This window comes from Flavobacterium johnsoniae UW101 (assembly GCF_000016645.1).
Lineage (GTDB): Bacteria > Bacteroidota > Bacteroidia > Flavobacteriales > Flavobacteriaceae > Flavobacterium > Flavobacterium johnsoniae.
The window spans coordinates 2,040,717-2,061,056 of the sequence record NC_009441.1 but is presented as its reverse complement, the minus strand read 5'-3'; the positions used below and the strand labels follow the sequence as shown (position 1 = coordinate 2,061,056).

General features: G+C 33.3%; 18 protein-coding genes and 2 tRNA genes. 9 read left to right on the top strand and 11 right to left on the bottom strand.

The window, feature by feature from the left end; genetic code table 11:
- Positions 1-234 precede the first annotated feature (234 nt).
- The 5 genes from FJOH_RS09230 to FJOH_RS09210 all read left to right on the top strand — a co-directional run bounded on the left by FJOH_RS09230 (position 235) and on the right by FJOH_RS09210 (position 4,182).
- The gene (locus FJOH_RS09230; RefSeq protein ID WP_235023011.1) at positions 235-804 is read left to right on the top strand and encodes a YceI family protein; all 570 of its coding nucleotides are present in this window, start codon (positions 235-237) and stop codon (positions 802-804) included.
- Between the two features lie 5 nt (positions 805-809).
- Positions 810-2,261, top strand: a complete 1,452-nt coding sequence (locus tag FJOH_RS09225) for a hypothetical protein (protein WP_012023855.1) — start codon at positions 810-812, stop codon at positions 2,259-2,261.
- An 11-nt stretch (positions 2,262-2,272) separates the two neighbouring features.
- The gene (locus FJOH_RS09220) at positions 2,273-2,824 is read left to right on the top strand and encodes a YceI family protein (RefSeq protein WP_012023854.1); all 552 of its coding nucleotides are present in this window, start codon (positions 2,273-2,275) and stop codon (positions 2,822-2,824) included.
- Positions 2,825-3,027: 203 nt separating this feature from the next.
- Positions 3,028-3,426, top strand: coding sequence for a hypothetical protein (locus tag FJOH_RS09215; protein WP_012023853.1), 399 nt, complete (start codon positions 3,028-3,030; stop codon positions 3,424-3,426).
- A gap of 114 nt (positions 3,427-3,540) precedes the next feature.
- Positions 3,541-4,182 (top strand): O-methyltransferase, encoded by a 642-nt coding sequence (locus FJOH_RS09210; protein WP_012023852.1) that lies wholly within the window; start codon positions 3,541-3,543, stop codon positions 4,180-4,182.
- 202 nt (positions 4,183-4,384) lie between these two features.
- Here the strand turns inward: FJOH_RS09210 and FJOH_RS09205 are convergent, their stop codons facing one another.
- The 7 genes from FJOH_RS09205 to FJOH_RS09175 form a co-directional block, all read right to left on the bottom strand.
- Positions 4,385-4,948 carry a phosphatase PAP2 family protein gene (locus FJOH_RS09205; protein ID WP_012023851.1) on the bottom strand — a complete coding sequence of 188 codons (564 nt, stop codon included), beginning with the start codon at positions 4,946-4,948 and terminating at the stop codon, positions 4,385-4,387.
- Position 4,949: 1 nt separating this feature from the next.
- A complete protein-coding gene (locus FJOH_RS09200) occupies positions 4,950-5,297 on the bottom strand; it encodes a Sec-independent protein translocase subunit TatA/TatB (protein ID WP_012023850.1) in 348 nt (115 codons plus the stop codon).
- Between the two features lie 104 nt (positions 5,298-5,401).
- Positions 5,402-7,639, bottom strand: a complete 2,238-nt coding sequence (locus FJOH_RS09195; RefSeq protein ID WP_012023849.1) for a M1 family metallopeptidase — start codon at positions 7,637-7,639, stop codon at positions 5,402-5,404.
- Between the two features lie 66 nt (positions 7,640-7,705).
- Positions 7,706-8,212, bottom strand: a complete 507-nt coding sequence (locus tag FJOH_RS09190; RefSeq protein WP_012023848.1) for a DUF6702 family protein — start codon at positions 8,210-8,212, stop codon at positions 7,706-7,708.
- Positions 8,212-8,961 carry a hypothetical protein gene (locus tag FJOH_RS09185; RefSeq protein WP_012023847.1) on the bottom strand — a complete coding sequence of 250 codons (750 nt, stop codon included), beginning with the start codon at positions 8,959-8,961 and terminating at the stop codon, positions 8,212-8,214. The genes FJOH_RS09190 and FJOH_RS09185 overlap by 1 nt, the downstream gene beginning before the upstream one ends.
- A complete protein-coding gene (locus tag FJOH_RS09180) occupies positions 8,951-9,679 on the bottom strand; it encodes a carboxypeptidase-like regulatory domain-containing protein (protein ID WP_012023846.1) in 729 nt (242 codons plus the stop codon). The genes FJOH_RS09185 and FJOH_RS09180 overlap by 11 nt, the downstream gene beginning before the upstream one ends.
- A complete protein-coding gene (locus FJOH_RS09175; RefSeq protein ID WP_012023845.1) occupies positions 9,666-10,433 on the bottom strand; it encodes a carboxypeptidase-like regulatory domain-containing protein in 768 nt (255 codons plus the stop codon). The genes FJOH_RS09180 and FJOH_RS09175 overlap by 14 nt, the downstream gene beginning before the upstream one ends.
- 166 nt (positions 10,434-10,599) lie before the next feature.
- Between FJOH_RS09175 and pepE the strand changes: the two genes are divergently transcribed.
- Positions 10,600-11,307: a dipeptidase PepE gene (gene pepE / locus FJOH_RS09170; RefSeq protein WP_012023844.1), complete on the top strand. Its 708-nt coding sequence runs from the start codon at positions 10,600-10,602 to the stop codon at positions 11,305-11,307.
- 112 nt (positions 11,308-11,419) lie between these two features.
- On the opposite strand, the gene FJOH_RS09165 is transcribed toward pepE, so the two are convergent.
- Together FJOH_RS09165 and FJOH_RS09160 are read right to left on the bottom strand one after the other, a co-directional pair.
- Positions 11,420-11,492: transfer RNA gene (locus FJOH_RS09165), tRNA-Gly, on the bottom strand.
- Between the two features lie 96 nt (positions 11,493-11,588).
- A tRNA-Gly gene (locus tag FJOH_RS09160) sits at positions 11,589-11,661 on the bottom strand.
- Positions 11,662-12,078: 417 nt separating this feature from the next.
- Here FJOH_RS09160 and FJOH_RS09155 point away from each other — a divergent pair.
- The gene (locus FJOH_RS09155) at positions 12,079-13,659 is read left to right on the top strand and encodes a L,D-transpeptidase family protein (RefSeq protein ID WP_012023843.1); all 1,581 of its coding nucleotides are present in this window, start codon (positions 12,079-12,081) and stop codon (positions 13,657-13,659) included.
- Here FJOH_RS09155 and FJOH_RS09150 read toward each other — a convergent pair.
- Entirely contained in the window at positions 13,648-14,373 is a 726-nt protein-coding gene (locus FJOH_RS09150) for a murein L,D-transpeptidase catalytic domain family protein (RefSeq protein WP_012023842.1), read from the bottom strand. The genes FJOH_RS09155 and FJOH_RS09150 overlap by 12 nt on opposite strands.
- A 302-nt stretch (positions 14,374-14,675) precedes the next feature.
- On the opposite strand from FJOH_RS09150, the gene FJOH_RS09145 reads away from it, so the two are divergent.
- Together FJOH_RS09145 and gpmI are read left to right on the top strand one after the other, a co-directional pair.
- A complete protein-coding gene (locus FJOH_RS09145) occupies positions 14,676-17,102 on the top strand; it encodes a DUF5916 domain-containing protein (RefSeq protein WP_012023841.1) in 2,427 nt (808 codons plus the stop codon).
- 141 nt (positions 17,103-17,243) lie between these two features.
- Complete coding sequence (gpmI, locus tag FJOH_RS09140; RefSeq protein WP_012023840.1) at positions 17,244-18,761, top strand: 2,3-bisphosphoglycerate-independent phosphoglycerate mutase; 1,518 nt, start codon at positions 17,244-17,246, stop codon at positions 18,759-18,761.
- 164 nt (positions 18,762-18,925) lie between these two features.
- Here the strand turns inward: gpmI and FJOH_RS09135 are convergent, their stop codons facing one another.
- Entirely contained in the window at positions 18,926-20,179 is a 1,254-nt protein-coding gene (locus FJOH_RS09135; RefSeq protein ID WP_012023839.1) for a DUF445 domain-containing protein, read from the bottom strand.
- Positions 20,180-20,340: the final 161 nt, after the last annotated feature.

The following is a 20,340-nucleotide window of genomic DNA, read 5'->3' as shown; positions in this document are numbered from 1 at the left end:
ACTAACAATTTCGTAAAAATAAATGCTCTTTTTTTTCTTGTTGATCGATTTCCTTTAAAAAGAAAACGTTGTAGTTATTAAATACTTATTTAATAAAATTTTAACAATGACTTTTATCATGTATTACACTGAATTATAGGCAGATCTTTGATACAAGTTAAAACAACATCTTTAGTACTAAAAAGAAAACGGCCTACTCATTAACTTATTTTTAACAATATAAACATGACAAAAATGAAAACCAATAAACTAAAATTAATCGCAGCTGTAATTGCTTTCTTTGGAATCACTTCAATTGCTACAGCACAAAAATCATACACTTTAGACTCTAAATCTACTTTCTCTGTTGCGGGAACTTCAACACTTCATGACTGGGAAATGAAATCAGCGTCTGGAACCGGAACAGCAAACTTAACAATTGCCAATTCAAAGCTTACTGAGATCGAATCTCTATCAGTAACACTTTTAGCTGAAAGTGTAAAAAGCGAGAAAAAAAGCATGGATAAAGTAGCGTATGAGACTTTAAAAACAGATAAAAACAAAAACATTAAATACGTTTTAAAATCTGCCGAAAAAGTAAACGAAACGACTTGGGAACTAACCGGAACTTATACAATTGCCGGAGTAAGCAAAGTCTACAAAACAACAGTAAAAACAACTGTTACAAAAGATGGATTAAATCTTCAGGGAACAAATAAAATCACTTTTACTGATTTTGGAATGAAATCTCCAACTGCTATGCTTGGAACCATTAAAACCGGACAAGATTTAACTATAAAATTCAATTTAAACTTTAATTTATAACCGCCATGAAGAAGATTTATATCCTATTTATTACCCTTATCAGCACATTTGCTGTTAATGCACAAGTTAGTTTTGGAAACATGCAAAACCAAATTTCCAGAGGAAAAGACGGTATCAACGTTTTCGACGTACAAAAAGACAATAGAGAATTTAAAGGCCTAAGTATTGACCTTGGTGGTGCTTTTAATATGGATTTTCAAGCAACAAATTCATTCAACGATCAGCCCGCTGGTTCTACAACTACAACTACTACAGCTTCAGGAACTACTGTTAGAACAATTACCGGATATCGTTTAATGAATACTGAAAACAATTTTACGCTTCCTGGAGCTGATATGTATCTTGGCGCTCAATTGTTTGACGGAGTACGAGTAAATCTAGATATTTATTTAGCCTCTAGACACCACAATGATTCTTATGTAAAAGGCGGATACCTGCAAATTGACAAGTTAGACTTCATCAAAAAAGACTTCCTGGCTGATGTAATGAAATATGCTACAATTAAAATTGGGCAAATGGAGAACAATTTTGGTGATGCTCACTTTAGAGGTTCTGATAATGGTAATACAATTAGAAATGCATTTGTTGGAAACAACATCATGTATTCTTTCACTACAGAAATGGGTATGGAGGTTTACTACAACAGAAATGGATTGGTAAGTATGTTAGGTGTTACAAACGGTAATTTAAATCAAAGTAACGAAGAAGTTTTTTACACTGCCGGGCCAAACACTAATACAACGCACAGCCCTTCAATCTTAGCTAAATTGGGTTATGACAAACAGCTTAATGAAGATTTAAGAATAAGATTAACTGGTTCTTATTATCATAATGCAAATCTTGGTAACGCAAACATATATTCTGCTAATAGATCAGGATTTGGTTATTGGGGTATATTGAATAATAACGCCTATAAAAATACTATAACTAAGACCGACGCTGATGGTAATGTTATTTCTACAACTACTACCGATGTTCCTACTAGTTTCAGTAAAACATCTACTCCAGAAGCAACATTCAACCCTAATTTCAAAAATTGGGCTACCACATACATGATTAACCCTTTTGTGAAATATAAAGGACTTGAATTCTTTGGAACAATCGAATTAGCTTCAGGTGGAGACAAAGCTGGTACTGACGACAAACGTACTGCCAATCAATATGCTTCTGAGCTTATTTACAGATTTGGAAAAACAGAACAATTCTACCTTGGAGGTAAATACAATACAGTATCTGGAAAATTATCTAATGCCGATGCTAAAAAGGTTACCGTAGATAAATTTGAAGCAAGTGCCGGCTGGTTTATGACTAAAAACATTTTAGCTAAGTTAAACTACGTTAACCAAAACTATAAAGATTACTCACAATTTGTAGGAGATCCTGCTGCTGGAAATCCAAACAACTTTTATGGCGGTAAATTTAATGGTTTAGTATTCGAAGCAACAATTGCATTCTAATATAAAAAAAAATGAAATCAAGATTTCAAATATTAATTACGGGTTTAGCAGTTTTCTTTTTCTTAGGAAATGCTAAACCCACTTTTTTTCCAGAAGATACAACCGTGGTAATAAACAAAATAAAGATAGAAATTACCGGAGTATCAACTGTTGGCAAATACAACTGCTCTAATACCTTTTCTACAAAGGATACAGTTTATGTAAATTCAGTTAAAAAGAACACTTTTAATACCGAAATCAAAATGTCGAACTTTGATTGCGGCAACAAAATAATGACTAAAGATTTACAGGGAACTGTAAAAGTGAAACAATTTCCAAACAGCACGGTTTCTATTACAGATATTAAACCATGCGGAAAAAACTACAAATGCAGATTAAATTTTTATATCACAGATAAAACATTAAAATACAAAGACTTTATTTTATACAATACCGATGATAAAATTCAGGGAACACTCAGCTTAAAGTTTTCTGATATAGAACTGGAACCGCCCGTAAAAATGGCCGGTTTAATAAAAGTTAAAGATGATATCGTAATCAATTTCAGTCTGTACAAAGACTAAAAAACACAACTTCAAATACTTCTCAATTTTCAACCAAAAAAAAATACTTCAACTTTTTAAAACTAAAAAAGTTTGGCACAAGAATTGTCTTGCACTCAAAAGAAAAATAATCTTACAAAGGGTGCCGTTATTTTAAAATTTGTATTTTTATTATTCCACTTTATAACCTTTTAAATTTTATAACCTAAAAAAAGACATTCATTATGAAAAAACAAATTTTAAGTTTAGCTGTTGTTGCATTATTAGCATTTGGGGTTCAATCTTGTGAGAAAAAAGAAACTAAACCTGCCGATGAAGAATTAACTCTTGGAAACAGAGTAGACTCATTAACTACAGATATTGAAGAAGTAAAAGACAGCGCTGTAAGCAAAGCCGAAAGTGCTGCCACAAAAGCAAAAGACGCTACACAAAACGCTGCCACTGACGTGAAAGACGCTACAAAAAAAGCAGCAACAGATGTTGAAAATGCAGCAAAGAAAACCGCAGCTGATGTAAAAGACGCAACTAAAAAAGGTGCAGAAAAAGTTGAAAATGCAGCTAAAGCTGCCAAAGACGGAACTGTAAAAACAGCAAAAGATGTAAATGAAGCTTTGAAAAAATAAGCTTTCAAATTAAAACTAAAAACGAAAAGCCATTCTTAAACCGAATGGTTTTTTTATGCAAAAAAGCCAGCGGATATTTTTTGTATTTTTGCATTCAATTAGAACAACTACAAGATGCATTTTATATCACAAGAATTAGAAGATTATATTGAACAGCATTCTGAAAATGAACCAGAATTATTAGCAAAACTTAATAAAGAAACGTACCAGAAAATACTTTTGCCGCGAATGTTGAGCGGACATTTTCAGGGTCGTGTTTTAAGTATGTTATCCAAACTAATACGTCCGGTTAATATTCTTGAAATCGGGACTTATACCGGTTATGCAGCGCTTTGCCTATGCGAAGGAATGCAGGAAAACGGACAATTACACACTATTGACATTAAAGAAGAATTAGTCGATTTTCAGAGAAAATATTTTGATGCATCGCCTTGGGGAAAACAAATTTTTCAGCATTTAGGCGAAGCTGTCGATATTATCCCAACCATTGATGTAAAATTTGATTTGGTATTTATTGATGCAGATAAGGAAAATTACCTCAATTACTGGGAAATGATTGTTCCAAAGATGAATAAAGGCGGTATTATTTTATCTGATAATGTTTTGTGGAGCGGTAAAATACTTGAGCCTGTTCACCCAAATGATACGAGTACAAAAGTACTTTTAGAATACAATCAGCTTTTAAAAGATGATCCAAGAGTAGAAACGGTTTTACTGCCAATTCGTGATGGGCTGACGGTAAGCAGAGTTTTATAGACGCTGAGGTTCTAAGTTACTAAGCTGCTAAGGTACTAAGGATCTAATTTTATATATTTTTTCCAGCTAAAGCTGAAAAAAGGAGATTTAAACATAAAAAAGGTTTTAGCCAAATACTCCGTGTATTTTAGCTAAAACCTTTTTTATTTTGCTCTTTAAAAAAACTTAGAGCCTTAGTATCTTAAAAACTCAAAACCTTAAATTATCCTGGAAAATATTGCGGTTTCAATCTTCGGTATGCTAGAAAGATCAGGAACCCAAAAAGAGCTCCAAAGAAATATCCTGCCAGAATATCTCCCGGATAATGTAATCCTAAATAAATTCGGCTGTAAGCAAAAATTAAAGGCCATAAAAACAATAACCCGAAATATTTAAAATAACGTTTTAAAACCAAATATAAAAAGGTTGCAACTGCCATTGTATTTGCCGCATGTCCTGAGAAAAAGCTAAAAGATTGTCTAGTCTGAACCACTCTGATAATTGTATTGATATCAGGATTATTACAAGGGCGTAAACGTTGAAAAGTATGCTTGAACAAATTACAAGTCTGATCTGTAAAAGCTATTAAAACTGCTACAAAAAGCAGAATATAAAGCGTTTGTTTCCCTCCTATTTTTTTATAAATAAGATAAAACAGCAACAAGAAAAATGGCGTCCAATATGCTTGGTTGGTAATAAAAAGCCAAAATTTATCGTATGTTTCAGAACCTAAACCGTTCAGATATATCAATAGATTGATATCTAATTGTTCTATTTTTTCAAGCATATTATCTTTGGCGTTTTATAGGTCCGGAAAGCGAATCGATATCCTCTTTTACTTTATCAATTTCTGTTGCGGTATCACCCAGCAAATTAGTTGAATCGCCTAATAAATTAGATTTTGCGCTTTCAATTTCAGCATTGATATTACCCGTTAAATTATTCAAAGATCTTGCATCAAGGCCATTTGCCTCTGCTCCTTTTTGAATTTCACTTTTAATATCATTGGTCGCATTTTTTAACTGCGCCATAGCCTTACCCATTGTACGGGCAATTTCCGGCACTTTATCTGAACCAAAAAGCATTAGTACTATAAACAATATGAATACTAATTCTCCTCCTCCTATACCAAACATATCTTTTATTTTTGTGTGTCCACAAAGATATTAAATTTTGAAGCGCACAGTTTTAAAATTTACTTAAAAAAAAAGACTCTTTTCAGAGTCTTTTAGGTTTATTCTTAGTCAAATTTTGATTTTTGTTCAACTTTTGGCCATGAATTATTTGTTACATCAATATCAGCCGTAAGCAGTTTTGGATCTATCTGAATACTTTTTATAGCCTTTGTAGTTGCGTAAACTTTTTTAGCTGTATCATTACTTTTTCTCCAGATCTGCGCAGGATATTGGTAATTATCTTTTGTACCATCTTCATAAGTGATCTCAACCAAAATTGGCATAATCATACCGCCTGGTTTATTGAATTCAACTTCGTAGAAATATTTAGGCGATTTAATACTTGCTTTTTCTTCAGCAGTAAAAGTCTGGTCAACATAATCAGCCAGCGGCTTAAAATCTTCTACTTTTAATTCTTTTTTCTTAGAAGCATTAACTTCAGGATTATCCCCTGCAACTAAATACACGAATGGTCCTTTTTCGAATCCAAAACGTCCTTTTCTCACTTTTACATCTTTAATATCAGCAGTCGGCGTATCAGAAACATAATATTGTTTTACATCTTTAATTCCGATATCTACGAAATCAGTTGAATAGAACCATCCTCTCCAGAACCAGTCTAAATCTACTGCAGATGCATCTTCCATAGTTCTAAAGAAATCCTCCGGGGTTGGATGTTTAAATTTCCATCTGTTTGCGTAGGTTTTAAAAGCATAATCAAACAAATCTTTCCCCATAACTACTTCTCTCAAAATATTAAGACCTGTAGCTGGTTTTCCGTAAGCGTTATTTCCAAATTGGTGAATCGTTTCAGAGTTTGACATAATTGGCTCTAAAAACTTCTGATCACCGCTCATGTAAGGAACAATATTTTTTGCGGGTCCGCGTCTTGATGGAAAAGTTGGATCCCACTCCTGCTCTGCCAGATATTCTAAGAATGAATTTAAACCTTCATCCATCCAGGTCCATTGACGCTCATCAGAGTTTACAATCATTGGGAAGAAAGTATGCCCAACTTCGTGGATAATAACCCCAATCATTCCGTTTTTAACTTCTTTGCTCGTTACTCCGTTTTCATCCGGACGGCCAAAATTCCAGCAAATCATTGGATATTCCATTCCCTGATCTTCAGCAGAAACTGAAACCGCTTTTGGATAAGGATAATCGAAAGTATGAGAAGAATAACTTTTTAAAGTATGTGCTACAACCAATGTAGAAGTTTCTCCCCAAAGCGGGTTTGCTTCTTTTGGATAAACAGATTCAGCCATAACCGTTCTGTTTCCAATTTTTACAGCCATTGCATCGTAGATAAATTTTCTAGAAGAAGCAATTCCGAAATCACGAACATTTTTAGCACTGAACTTCCAGGTTTTTTTCTTTTCAGAAAAACCTTTTTCAGCCGCTTCTGCTTCTGCCTGAGTTACGATTACAACTGGCTTGTCAAATGATTTTTGAGCCTGCTCGTAACGTTTAACTTGTTCTGCAGTAAAAACTTCGCTTCTGTTTGTTAATTCTCCTGTTGCATCGATTACGTGATCTGCAGGAACTGTAATATTTACATCAAAATTTCCGAAAGGAAGAGCAAACTCTCCGCTTCCCCAGAACTGCATATTCTGCCATCCTTCAACATCATTGTAGACTGCCATTCTTGGGTAGAACTGTGCAATTACATATAATTTATTACCGTCTTTTTCAAAAAATTCATAACCAGAACGTCCGCCTTCTTTTCTGTAATTATTGATGTTATACCACCATTTTATAGAAAATGAAATTTTTTCTCCCGGTTTTAAAGGTGAAGCCAGATTGATACGCATCATAGTTTCGTTGATGGTATAAGACATTGGATTTCCTTTTGCATCTTTTACCTGCTCAATATTAAAACCGCGCTCTAAATCTTTTTTCAAATATTTTGTTGAAAAACCTTCAAGTGGTAAAACCTGATTGATTTTTTCTCCTTCAGCTAAAACAGTCTGTCCGTTTGCTCTTGCCTGATTTTGATCTAACTGAATCCATAAATACTCTAAAGTATCTGGTGAATTGTTAGAATAAGTAATGGTTTCTGCACCTGTTAATTTTGAATTTTTATCATCTAATTCAACATCAATTTTATAATCGGCCTGCTGCTGGTAATAAGCAGGTCCAGGTGCTCCAGATGCTGTACGGAACATGTTTGGTGTAGCCAGCAAATCATACATCTGGCTGAATTTGTTGGTATCGTATTTACCTTGCTGTCTAGGCGCAGTAGTTTTCTCCTGAGCGATTAACATTGCAGGAAAAAGCAATAATAATGAAATTTTTTTCATAAAATTTTGATGGTAATTTTGTCAGGCTGTGAAAATAATAATTAAAATATTAATTTGACTTATTAATTAATACTTTAACAATTCTTTCGTTGAAGATTCTGTAAAAAGAACACTTCTTTTTGTGCCAAATGCTGAAATATGTGTAATATTCTGCTGTTCGCCATTCCAGTCAACCAGGATGGTATTTGAAATTTCGATAGTTTTAAATTTATCAATATCCTTTATTCTGGAATAACAAACCAGTACATCGCCGGCTTCAACTTCTTTAGACAAAAAAGTAATAGGTTTTGTTTGTCCGTTTATTTTAATAGTAAAATTTTCTGCCAGATATTTTTTAAATAAATCAAGATCAGCCTGTGTTTCTTTTTCTGTCCCTACAAAGGTTTTCTTATGGTATTTTTTCTCCATTGCATTATTCAAATCATCAATAAAAATGCGTGATGTAATTTGAATCATCTTTTTTTCTGCAGCATATTCTACCTGAAAAACACCTACATAAAATTTATGAAATGCAAAAGCCGAAAGCGATAAGAACAATATTCCCAGTAAAGGATAAAACCATTTTTTTTTCATTATTGAGCGGCATTCACTTTTTTAAATTCGGCATTTTTGTTGATTAAAAAATCAATCAGCTCAAATTTCTGATCTTCATTAAGATGTCTTTTTGATTCTGGATCGTTTGAACAAAACATCAAAAACAAATCAACTTCATCTGGTTTTAAACCCAGTGTTTTAGTATAAAAATCGGGTTTAAAATTTGCTTTAGAATATTCAACAAAAGCAATATCTGAAATCACTTCTTCTTTTTCATTATTTTTAGAAAGAAGTTTTTTAACATCTTTAAAAATTCGGACAAAATCAGTTCCGTATTTAATCGTTTGATCAGAATACATTACTGTATTTTTTGCAGTCGATTGTCTGTCATCTTCAAACTGCATATCAACATATTTCTGAGTGTTGCTGTCAAGTGATTTTACTTTTAAATCTTTACGAACTAAAACCTCTTTTAATTCATTACTAACCAAATCTAAAGACACAGAAAAAAGAATCTGCGAGCAGTCTTTCTCTGTTAAAACAATTTTTTTAGACTGAAAGGCTATACCGGTAAAAAGCAGCGTATCTTTTGGCTGAGCCAAAATATCAAACAATCCGCCCGGACCTATAAAAGTTCTGGATTTTGCATTAATATTCATTACATAACCACTTTCTATAGCAAGTGATTTGTTCGTAACCTGACCGTGCAGCGACTTTCTTGTACCGTTTTGTCCAAGCATTATTTGACAAAATAAGCAAACAACGAATACTCCTAGTTTATTTTTCATTTTCGAGAATTATTAGATATTTTCGGGCTAAATCTGTTATCAAAAACATACTCATTGTTTTGTTCTTTGTATTCAAAGATACGGCAAAATCGGCATCATCCACACAATATAATTGAAATCCTTTAATATCATCTGCCGGAATTTTCAATCTTTCGGTATAATAATTCTCATCAAAAAGATATTCTATTTTTCTAAAAAGAGCTTCTTTTTTCTCGACATTCACCTCTTTTTTCAGCATTGCGGTACGACCGGAAATCCCATTTAAGATTTTATCTACAGATGTTGAAGTCGCTGTATAAACCTTTCGTTCTGCTGGTGTATATGTTTTTTGTCCGCGGGGCACAATTCCTAAGTTCTCTGCCGTAATTCCGTAATTATCATTAACAACTACCTCTTTTAATTCAATTTCTTTAGCCTCCATTTTAATTACAAGAAGGCTCAAATTCATGTCTTCTGCCGAAATCCTGCGTTTAAGCGGCTCTAAATTTACTGCCGAAAAAACCAAAACATCTCCTTCTTTCACAACAATAGAAAACCTGCCGTCATTATCAGAAACAGTCGAAACCTGCGTGTCATTATTAATAATATTTACACTGGTAACCGAAGTAGATTTTTCGAAAATTTGGCCTGAAATTTCTTTAGAAGAAGCTTTTTGCCCAAAACTTAACTGCGCAAAAAACAAAAATAAGGCAATATAAAAAATATTATTTCCCTTCACCTGCAATGATTTCTTTATATTTTACAGCCAATTCGCCCATTAAAAATTCAGTCGAAGTTTTATTTTTAGAATTTAAGATAGTCGTAAACTGTTTATTTTCGACAGCATAATATTCAAAGCCTTTTACATATTCTGCCGGAATTTTTAACCGCTCAACAAAATGCTCCAGACTAAACATTCTTTCTAATAATTTCATGAAAAATTCTTTCTTTTCTACTTCAACTTCTTTTTTCAGCATTGCTGTTCTGCCTGATAAAAAGTTTAATAACGGATCTGCCGAGATAGATCCGCCAGCCATCGTTCCGGCATTTGCAGTAGCATCGAGCGCTGTAGCCGTACGAAGCTTTCTTTCGGCTTCAGTATAACTTTTCTGTCCAGAAGGCACAATTCCCAAAGCCACAGCATTTATATTGTCATATCTTTTAATTACAACTTCTTGTAATTGATGCATAACCAAATTCATTCTGACTGTAAAATTTAAATCAGTAAAATTTTCACAAGTCAGCAAAACCCTGTTTTCCTTAAATTGAATAGAAGAAAAAACAAGTACATCATCTGGTTTAGCCAAAATTGAAAAAGCTCCGGAGGCATTGGTCGTTGTCATTGTTTCTGTTTGTGCATTTACAACATACACCCCTTCCAAATCATTTGTATTTGAAGTAATTTTTCCGTTAATAACAGTACGTTCCTGATTTTGCGACCAGGAATTCTGACTTATAACAGCTACCAAAAAACAAACAATACTCTTTGTCAAAATGAATAAATTAGAAAATTATTAAAAAGGTAAAAATATCCTAATGTCTTCCAAATATAGTATTAACGAGTTGGTAAAAATATGTTAATTAAACTATCATTTTAGTAATTTCAAGAGAGACACATTTTTTAATATCTTTAGCAGATAGAATTTGAGTTTTAGATTTATGAAAAGCATCATCATCGCCAGCACATCAACATTACACGGCGGCAATTATTTAGAGTATTTATTACCCACATTGCAATCTCATTTTAAGGATTGCAGCACCATTTTATTTATTCCGTACGCACGTCCAAGCGGTATTTCGCATGACGAATACACAAAAAAAGCAGCACAGGCTTTTGCTTCAATAAATATTAAAGTACAGGGAATTCATGAATTTGAAAATCCGGAAGAAGCCATACAAAATGCCGAAGGCGTATTTACAGGCGGAGGAAACACTTTTTTACTTGTAACGCAATTATACAAAAACAAAATCATGCAGCTTCTTGCTGAAAAAGTAAAAAACGGAACTCCATATTTGGGAACAAGTGCCGGAAGCAATATTTGTGGTTTATCAATGCAGACAACCAATGATATGCCTATAATTTATCCGCCAAGTTTTCAAACTCTTGGATTGATTCCATTTAACTTAAACCCGCATTATTTAGATCCAGATGCAAACTCGCAGCACATGGGAGAAACGCGCGAAACAAGAATTAAGGAATTTCATGCATTTAACGCAATTCCGGTTTTAGGCTTAAGAGAAGGAAGCTGGTTAGAAGTTAAAGGAAACAAAATAACCCTGAAAGGTGCTTTGAAAGCGAGACTTTTTAAACAAAATGAAGCGCCGCAGGAATTAGAAACTGAGAGCGATTTAAGCAGTTTAAAGTAAATTTTTATATTGCTATTAAGATATTAAGCCTATTAAGTGTTGAACTTTATTTTCTTAATATCTTAATGGTAAAAAACAAAAAAGCCTCAAACAATGTTTGAGGCTTTTGAAGAGCGAAAGACGAGGCTCGAACTCGCGACAACCAGCTTGGAAGGCTGGAGCTCTACCAACTGAGCTACTTTCGCATTAACCGGGTGCAAATTTAAAAAATTTAATCTTTAAAAAAAAATAAAAATCAAAAATTTTATTTTCACAAAACAAAACTTAAAGTTTGTTTTTAGAGCGAAAGACGAGGCTCGAACTCGCGACAACCAGCTTGGAAGGCTGGAGCTCTACCAACTGAGCTACTTTCGCATTGGTTGTGCAAATATAGAAAGAAAGTTAAGTTCAAAACAAGCTTTTTTTGAAAAAAAATTAAATAAAAACAACATTTATTTATAACACATTTAAAATTAAAAAGTTATAAAATCAATTATTTTTAAAAAATCATGAATATAATTCGGGAAATCCTATTAAATGAAACTTATCATACACACCAGCTATTGCTGAGAAAAACAAATTTATCGAATGATTAAGAATGATCTTGAGACTCCAGCTTATGCTATATTTATTCAATGATAAAAAATTAATAGGAATTATTTCGTTATTCAAACAAAGCAACCTTATATTTGCCGAAAAAAAATCAGGTTCAGATTTTAATCATGACGATTTTAGATAATCATCATAAAAGGGTTTTGAAGAAGCATTATTGAATGTTTAAAAAATTATAGAATGAGAAAACTTTATTTTCTTTTAGCAGTTTGTATTTTTATTAGTTGTAAAAAAGAAGAACCTAAAATTGTTCCTATTGTAAAAAAAGCTCCGGCAATTATACTTACTGATGAAAGAACAGTAGAAGTTGATACCGCTCTTTTAAGCACTTTTAAAAGTGAAACACTAAAACAATTTTATACTGCATCTGAAAACAAAACTGTTTGGGGAAATCTAAAAAAAAGAACTTATGTTTTGTCTCAGCTTGAAAAATCAGAGGAATTAGGTTTAGACCCGGAAGATTATAAAGCCGCACAGCTGAAGAAATTCGAAAACAGAATCGGTAAATTAAACGATTCTGAACTGGCAACTTACGATATACTTCTAACCTATAATTTCGAAAAATACCTTAATCATTTATATAAAGGAAAACTCGATCCTAAAAAATTATATACCGATTGGGATTTGGATGAAAAAACATTTGACGTAAATAATGTTCTTATCAAGGCATTCAATAAAAACAAATTAGACAGTATTGTAGATAATATTCAGCCAAAATCTGAGACTTACAAGCAATTACTGCAATCACTTCAAATTATTAATTCTTTTCCGGATGAAGATATTCAAGCCATCGAGAATGTCAAAAAAATTACTTTAAAGGATACTAATAATGCTTTAATCAACATTAAAAAGAAACTTTTATTCTGGAAAGACATGTCTGGAAAAGACAGTTTGACTGACAAATACGATGAAAAGACTTTTGAAGCAGTTAAAAAATTCCAAGCCAGACACGGCCTTGCCGATGACGGAGTTATTGGTATTGGTACTATTAGTGCTTTAAATTATTCGAAAGAAAGAAGAAAACAGCAGATTATTGCCAATTTAGAACGCTGGAGGTGGTATCCAACTGAATTAGCAGAAAATTATTTCATTATTAACATTCCAGATTACAGCCTGCACGTAGTTGAAAATCAAGACACAACATTAGTTAGAAATATTGTAGTAGGAACCAGTTCAAGAAAAACACCTATTATTACTTCTGTTTTAAAAACAGTTGTATTTAATCCAACATGGACAGTTCCTCCAACTATTTTAAAAGAAGATGTTGTACCAGCCATGAAACGAAACAGAAACTATCTGGCAAAGAAAAATATCACTATTTATGATACTTCAGGAAAAGTAGTTGAACCTTCTGCATGGAACGAAAACAAACCTAATAACTACAGATACGTTCAAAGTCCGGGTTATAACAACTCTTTAGGATTAATGAAAATCTTATTCCCAAATCATCACAGTGTTTATTTGCACGACACCAATCACAGGAATTATTTTGTACGAAACAACCGTTCTTTAAGCTCAGGCTGTGTTCGTGTAGAAAATCCGCTGGAATTAGCAGAGCATATTTTAAATGATTCAATACGATTTTCTAAAGTCAAAATCGATACTATAATCGCGTCTAAAAAAACAATGAGTTTTAAAATCACAAAAAAATACGCTTTGTATCAGTGGTATTGGACAGCTTGGAGCAAAAAAAATCAGCTCATTTTCAGAGCTGATATTTATAATTTAGATTCAGATTTGTATTCGAAATTAAGACATTAATCTTTCTTCCATTGTAAAGCTTCTTGACGGATGATAGATATACAAACATGATTTGTCTTTTATTGTTTCTATTATTTCATCTGTCAATTCAACCGGAACTGCAGGACAACCCTGGCTTCGGCCTAATCTTTTATGATCTCTGATGAAAGATTCAGAAACATAATCAGCGCCATGCATTACAACGCCTCTTTCGCGGGCATTATCGTTTACACCTCTTTCAAGACCGTCTAAACGTAATGAAGCTCCGTGTTTTCCCTGATAGATTTCACCAGTTGCATAAAAGCCTAAACTGCTTTTAAAAGAAGAATTTAAATTTGAAAATGCTGTAGCAAATTCTTCTCCGGTGTTTCTTCCGTGAGCCACTAAAGAATTAAACAAAATAGTATTAGTAGTCATATCAATTACCCAAAGTCGTTTGGTATTTGATGACAAACTAAAATCAACCAATGTTAAAATGTTTTTTTGAATAATTCCTCTTTCTTTCAAAAGATAAAATCCTTTCAATGCTTCAGAAAAAGATTTTAATTCCGGAAGCTTAAAATTGTTGGAATTTAAAGAGTAATAAATGTTTTCAATTTTCGCATCAACAGTAAGCTTTTTTTCAACTTTAGCAATACTTCTTGTCGTTGCAGTTTTTAATTCGGAGGTGTTTTTTGAATCTTTACCAAAAGACAATAACAAAAACACAAGCAGCGGATAAATTTTGTAAATCATTGAATTTCTTTAGGTTAATAATAAAAATTTGGGTAAGGCAAAATTATAAAAAAATCACCCCTTGCAAAATAGAACCCTGTAAATCAGGCACTTTTTGCTTAAATTTTAACATTATTAACATAAAAATGATGTTTCTGTAAGATTATTTCCTATGCTAAAAATCATAACATTTGGACCGATTTTCTTAAAAAAAGCAAAAGAAAATGGAAATTTTGAAACAAAATCTGTAACAAGTAAAAGAAAATGAAGTCTATTTGTTCTATATTAAAGTACTTAAAACCCAATATTTTCTCTAAAATTCAATGAAAAAGCTTGTTTTTCTTAGTTTGTTTTTATCTGTTTTTTTTGGTTACAGCCAGAAAAAAGCACTGCAGGCGAAATCTATTTCGCAAAACATTTCTATTGATGGAAAGCTGGATGAAAATGCATGGGAAAATGCTGCGATTGCTTCAGATTTTATCACACTTGAACCAGATAACGGAAAACCAGTTCCTGAAGGCAAAAAAACGGAAGTCAAAATATTATATGATAATGATGCCATATATATTGGCGCAAAAATGTTTGATGACGAACCGGATAAAATATTAAAAGAGATTTCCCAGCGAGACAATTTTGGAACAGCAGATCTTTTTGGTGTTTTTATTAATGGCTTTAACGACGGACAGCAGGATTTTATGTTTTATGTTTCGGCAGCAGATGTTCAGGGCGACTGTATCATGACAGATGCAGCCGGCGAAGATTACTCTTGGGATGCTGTCTGGATAAGCAAAGCCGTTGTTAATGAAAACGGATGGACAGTTGAAATAAAAATTCCGTATTCGGCATTACGATTTTCGCAGGAAAACAAACAAATCTGGGGAATTAATTTTTTCCGCGAAATAAAACGAACACGATACAAATACACCTGGAATTTTGTTGATAGAAAAATAGGCACTTTTACGCAGCAGGCCGGAACTCTGGAAGGAATCGAAAACATAAAACCTCCTACCCGATTGTTTCTTATGCCTTATGCTTCTTATTATTTAAATGCCGGAGAAGGTCAAAAAACGTATGGAACCGTAAAAGGCGGAATGGATATTAAATACGGAATTAACGATGCTTTTACTGTTGATGCTATTTTAATTCCTGATTTTGGGCAGACGAAATACGACGATCAGATATTGAATTTAGGTCCGTTTGAACAGCAGTTTAACGAAAACAGAGCTTTTTTTACCGAAGGAACAGATTTATTTAATAAAGGTAAAATGTTTTATTCCCGAAGAATTGGCGGAAGACCTTCTGAACCAGATCTAAATGATAATGAAAAAATTATCGAACAGGTTCAAAATGTAAATTTAATTAATGCCTTAAAACTTTCAGGAAGAACTAAAAACGGTTTAGGGATTGGAATTTTAAACGCCGTTACCGAGAAAACTTTTGCAACCATACAAGATACTATTACCGGCGATACCAGACGTGTAGTTGTAGAGCCGCTTACCAATTATAATGTTTTGGTTCTGGATCAGCGTTTTCGCAAAAACTCATCCGTTACTTTTATAAATACAAATGTTACCAGAAACGGACATTTTAGAGATGCCAATGTAACAGGTTTAGTTTGGGATTTAAATACAAAAGCCAATACCTATAATTTATCAGGAAATGTAAAATACAGCACCATAAATGCCGAAAAAGACAAAAGAGGAATGTATGCCACGCTTGGTTTTGCTGAAACGGCCGGAAAATACCGTTACAGTTTTGGATCTGATTTTGTAACCAAAGATTTTAATCCAAATGATTTGGGAATTAATTTCTATACCAATTATTATAACTTTTTCAATAACGTTAATTACAGAATCCTAAACCCAACTAAACTTTTTAACAGCTTCAGGATTAACCTTAATAACTATATTGAATTCAATAAAGATTCAGGAAAAACACAAGATGCCAGTATTAATGCCAATGTGAATTTAACAACCGTAAAAAACAATTATTACGGAATGGGAATCACGGTTTATCCTGTAGAAATATGTGATTATTATGAGCCAAGAACTGACGGACGATATGTTATTATTCCAAGAAAAATAGATGCATGGGCAAGTGTGTCTACAAATTACAATCATAAATTTGCAATAGATATAAATCCATCTATATCAGTTGTCGATGAACCCGGAAGAGCCGCATTTGGAGTTGATATTGGTCCAAGATATCGTTTTAATGATAAACTCCTGCTGACTTATACTTTTAGTTTTCTTAAAAGAAATAATAACAAAGGATATATTGACAGCTATGACGATCATGATAACGAAAACACGCCGAAAACGATTGTTTTTGCTAATCGCGATGTCATTACTTATGCCAATACTTTATCAGGAAAATATGCCATTAACAGCACGATGACACTTAATTTGGCTGTTCGTCAATATTGGTCATCAGCAGAAAACAAAAATATACTGAAACTGGATCAGGACGGGACTTTAGATCCTTATTCTCAATATACTGAAAACAAAAATTCAAATTTTTATTCCTGGAATGCAGATTTATCGTACTCATGGTGGTTTGCTCCCGGAAGCCAGCTTTCGGTTTTATATCGTAATAATGCTTCTAATTTTGAACGTGTTATTTATAAAGACTTCAAACGCAGCGTAACCAATCTGTTAAACAATGATGCTCTAAAACATGTTTTTTCAATCAGCGTAAAATATTTTATAGACTATAACGCTGTCAAAAATAAGATCAGAAAAAGAGCTTAGCGTGAATAAATTTTAAAAAATAAAGAGTTCTATAATTAAATTAGTATTTTTTGTTACACTTCATTTTATTAAACATAAATGTCATAAAGCTTTCTCTCCAAATTTTAGAAATGCCTTATCTTTGTAGAAAACAAAAATGTAATGAACAAAAAAGTTATCCTTATGATTTTAGATGGTTGGGGAAAATCTCCTGACCCTAAAGTATCTGCAATAGACAATGCAAATGTTCCATTTATAAATAGCCTTTACAAAAATTACCCAAGCGCACAGCTTCGCACCGATGGTTTAAACGTTGGTTTACCAGAAGGACAAATGGGAAACAGCGAGGTTGGACACATGAACCTTGGTGCCGGAAGAATTGTATATCAGGATTTAGCAAAAATTAATTTAGCAGTAGCCCACAAAACACTTGCTAAAGAACAAGTGTTAATCGATGCTTTTACTTATGCTAAAGAAAACAATAAAAAAGTACACTTTTTAGGATTGGTTTCTGATGGAGGTGTTCACTCTCATACTTCTCACTTACGCGGCTTAATCGACGCATCTCAAGAGTATGGTTTAGATCAGGTTTATGTTCATGCTTTTACAGACGGACGTGATGTTGACCCGAAATCAGGAGCAAAATACATTCATGACTTACAAGATTATATCAAAGATACTCCTGTAAAAATTGCTTCTATCGTGGGCCGTTACTATGCAATGGACCGTGACAAACGCTGGGAACGTGTAAAACTGGCTTATGATTTAGTAGTAAACGGAGTGGGAACTCCTTCTACAAATCCTGTGTCAAGCGTACTAGAAAGCTATGAAAAAGACGTAACCGACGAATTTATAGAACCTGTTGTTATAGTTGATGAAAATGCAAAACCTCTTGCTACAATTGTAGAAGGTGATGTTGTGATTTTCTTTAACTTTAGAACAGACAGAGGCCGTGAACTTACTGAAGCGCTTTCTCAGCATGATTTCCACGAGCAGAACATGCACAAACTAAACTTGTATTATGTAACGCTTACCAACTACGACGAAACGTACCAAAACGTAAAAGTAGTTTACAATAAAGACAACATTACTGAAACTCTTGGTGAAGTTTTAGAAAAAGCAGGTAAAAAACAAATTCGTATTGCTGAAACAGAGAAATACCCGCACGTTACTTTCTTCTTCTCTGGCGGTAGAGAAATTCCTTTTGAAGGCGAATCAAGAATCTTGAGAAACTCTCCAAAAGTAGCGACTTACGATTTACAGCCGGAAATGAGCGCTTACGAATTAGCTGATGCTCTTGTTCCTGAATTGAACAAAGGTGAAGTAGATTTCGTTTGTTTAAACTTTGCAAACGGAGACATGGTAGGTCATACCGGAATTATGGAAGCTGCAATTAAAGCTTGTGAGGCAGTCGATGCCTGCGCAAAGAAAGTAATTGATGCTGCTCTTGCAAACGACTACACAACAATCGTTATTGCTGACCACGGAAACTGCGAAACCATGATTAATCCTGACGGAAGCCCAAATACAGCACACACAACAAACCCAGTGCCGATTATTTTAGTTGACAAACAATTGAAAAATATTCAGGATGGTGTTCTTGGTGACATCGCTCCTACTATTTTAGAATTAATGGGAGTACAGCAGCCAAATGCAATGACTTGTCATTCGTTATTATAGAAAGCTGATTTTCAATATAAAAAAGGGACTAATTTTAAAATTAGTCCCTTTTTATTTTTGTGTATTTTTTTTGTCAGCCTGAGCGAAGTCGAAGGCACATAACACTTAAAGTTCAAAAAGGCTTCGACTTCGCTCAGCCTGACATTCGTGTCTATTGTTCAATATCAAACAACAAAATAATGATAAAGCTGTTCAACACCATAAATAATAAGCCCAATAACTCCACCAACCAAAGTTCCGTTTATTCTAATGTATTGAAGATCTTTTCCAATTTCCAGTTCAAGTTTCTCTGAAACCTCTTTTCCGTCCCAGCTTTTTACAGTCGAAGAAATCAGATCTCCAATTACTTTTTTATTATTTAAAAGAACCGAAAGCAGATCATCTTTGATAAAATTATTGATTTTATCAATCATAATAGAATCTTCTTTAATGCCATTCCCAAAAGTCTGAATTAAATTCGAAATACTATTTTTAATAGACGAGTCATCGCCTTTATTTAAATCATTAGTTATCGAAAGTTTTATTTCATCCCAAATTCCGTTGATGTAATCCTGAACTTCTTTTTTGCCTACGAAACCTAAAATCATATCATTAATTTTAACTCTCATTTCTTCAGAATTTCTCACTTTTTCTAAAAAATCGAAAATATACTCGTCAATTTTTAAACGAACTGCACTTTCCGGTTTTTTAGCTTCATTTAAAAAATCCTGTAAACCATTAAAAACGCCTTCTGTAATGCTTTTATCAGCAAGTCCAAAACTTAAAAGCGGGGTTGACGCTTTTACTTTTTGCCTTATCAAATCTTTATTATTAGTCAATTCACTGCTCATTACTTCCAGAAGATTTGTCAGCATTTGATTCTTTAAATCTCCCTTTTGCAAAGGCTCTAAAGCAACCGCAACCCAGTTTCCAAAATTTATTCCTTCTAATTTTTCTTTAAATTGAACCTGAATAAACCTTTTAATATCTTCATCTTTAATTGTTTTTAAAATTCCCGGAATAATATTTACTGCCACAACATTGGCAATTTTATCTGCATTTTCTTCCTGCGAAAGCCAATCTGAAGCTTTTGTGGCAAAGTTGAATTCATCCAGCTTGATTTCCAGTTTTTCACGGTTTAGAAATTCTTCCGAAACAAAATTCCCAAGATTTTCTCCAATTTCATTTTTCTTGGTTGGAATAATAGCCGTATGCCAAATCGGAATTCCAAGCGGATGGCGAAACAAAGCCACAACAGCAAACCAATCGGCAATTCCACCTACCATAGCAGCTTCGCTGAAAGCCTGCAGCATTGGAATTTTAAAATAAATAGCGATTATAAAAAGAAGCACCGCAAAACCTAGAAGTGCCAAAGCGTTTCGCTGCATTCTGCGCAGTGCTTTTACTTTTGATATATCCTGATCTATTGTAGTTTTCATGATTGTACACGTTTTTACTACTAATTTAGGGCTTTTTTCCGGGATATTAAATTAAAAAAGTCTGCCGCGAATTTCACGAATTAGCACGAATTACAATTTAATGCACTTCAATTAGTGTGAATTCGTCAAATTCGTGACAAAAAAATTACTTAAAAAATGAG

Coding starts and splice junctions, on each gene's coding strand:
- FJOH_RS09210 (WP_012023852.1), top strand. CDS start 3,541: ATGCATTTTATATCACAAGAATTAGAAGATTATATTGAACAGCATTCT.
- FJOH_RS09230 (WP_235023011.1), top strand. CDS start 235: ATGAAAACCAATAAACTAAAATTAATCGCAGCTGTAATTGCTTTCTTT.
- FJOH_RS09200 (WP_012023850.1), bottom strand. CDS start 5,297: ATGTTTGGTATAGGAGGAGGAGAATTAGTATTCATATTGTTTATAGTA.
- gpmI (WP_012023840.1), top strand. CDS start 17,244: ATGAACAAAAAAGTTATCCTTATGATTTTAGATGGTTGGGGAAAATCT.
- FJOH_RS09145 (WP_012023841.1), top strand. CDS start 14,676: ATGAAAAAGCTTGTTTTTCTTAGTTTGTTTTTATCTGTTTTTTTTGGT.
- FJOH_RS09135 (WP_012023839.1), bottom strand. CDS start 20,179: ATGAAAACTACAATAGATCAGGATATATCAAAAGTAAAAGCACTGCGC.
- FJOH_RS09185 (WP_012023847.1), bottom strand. CDS start 8,961: ATGAAAAATAAACTAGGAGTATTCGTTGTTTGCTTATTTTGTCAAATA.
- pepE (WP_012023844.1), top strand. CDS start 10,600: ATGAAAAGCATCATCATCGCCAGCACATCAACATTACACGGCGGCAAT.
- FJOH_RS09155 (WP_012023843.1), top strand. CDS start 12,079: ATGAGAAAACTTTATTTTCTTTTAGCAGTTTGTATTTTTATTAGTTGT.
- FJOH_RS09215 (WP_012023853.1), top strand. CDS start 3,028: ATGAAAAAACAAATTTTAAGTTTAGCTGTTGTTGCATTATTAGCATTT.
- FJOH_RS09190 (WP_012023848.1), bottom strand. CDS start 8,212: ATGAAAAAAAAATGGTTTTATCCTTTACTGGGAATATTGTTCTTATCG.
- FJOH_RS09205 (WP_012023851.1), bottom strand. CDS start 4,948: ATGCTTGAAAAAATAGAACAATTAGATATCAATCTATTGATATATCTG.
- FJOH_RS09150 (WP_012023842.1), bottom strand. CDS start 14,373: ATGATTTACAAAATTTATCCGCTGCTTGTGTTTTTGTTATTGTCTTTT.
- FJOH_RS09220 (WP_012023854.1), top strand. CDS start 2,273: ATGAAATCAAGATTTCAAATATTAATTACGGGTTTAGCAGTTTTCTTT.
- FJOH_RS09225 (WP_012023855.1), top strand. CDS start 810: ATGAAGAAGATTTATATCCTATTTATTACCCTTATCAGCACATTTGCT.
- FJOH_RS09195 (WP_012023849.1), bottom strand. CDS start 7,639: ATGAAAAAAATTTCATTATTATTGCTTTTTCCTGCAATGTTAATCGCT.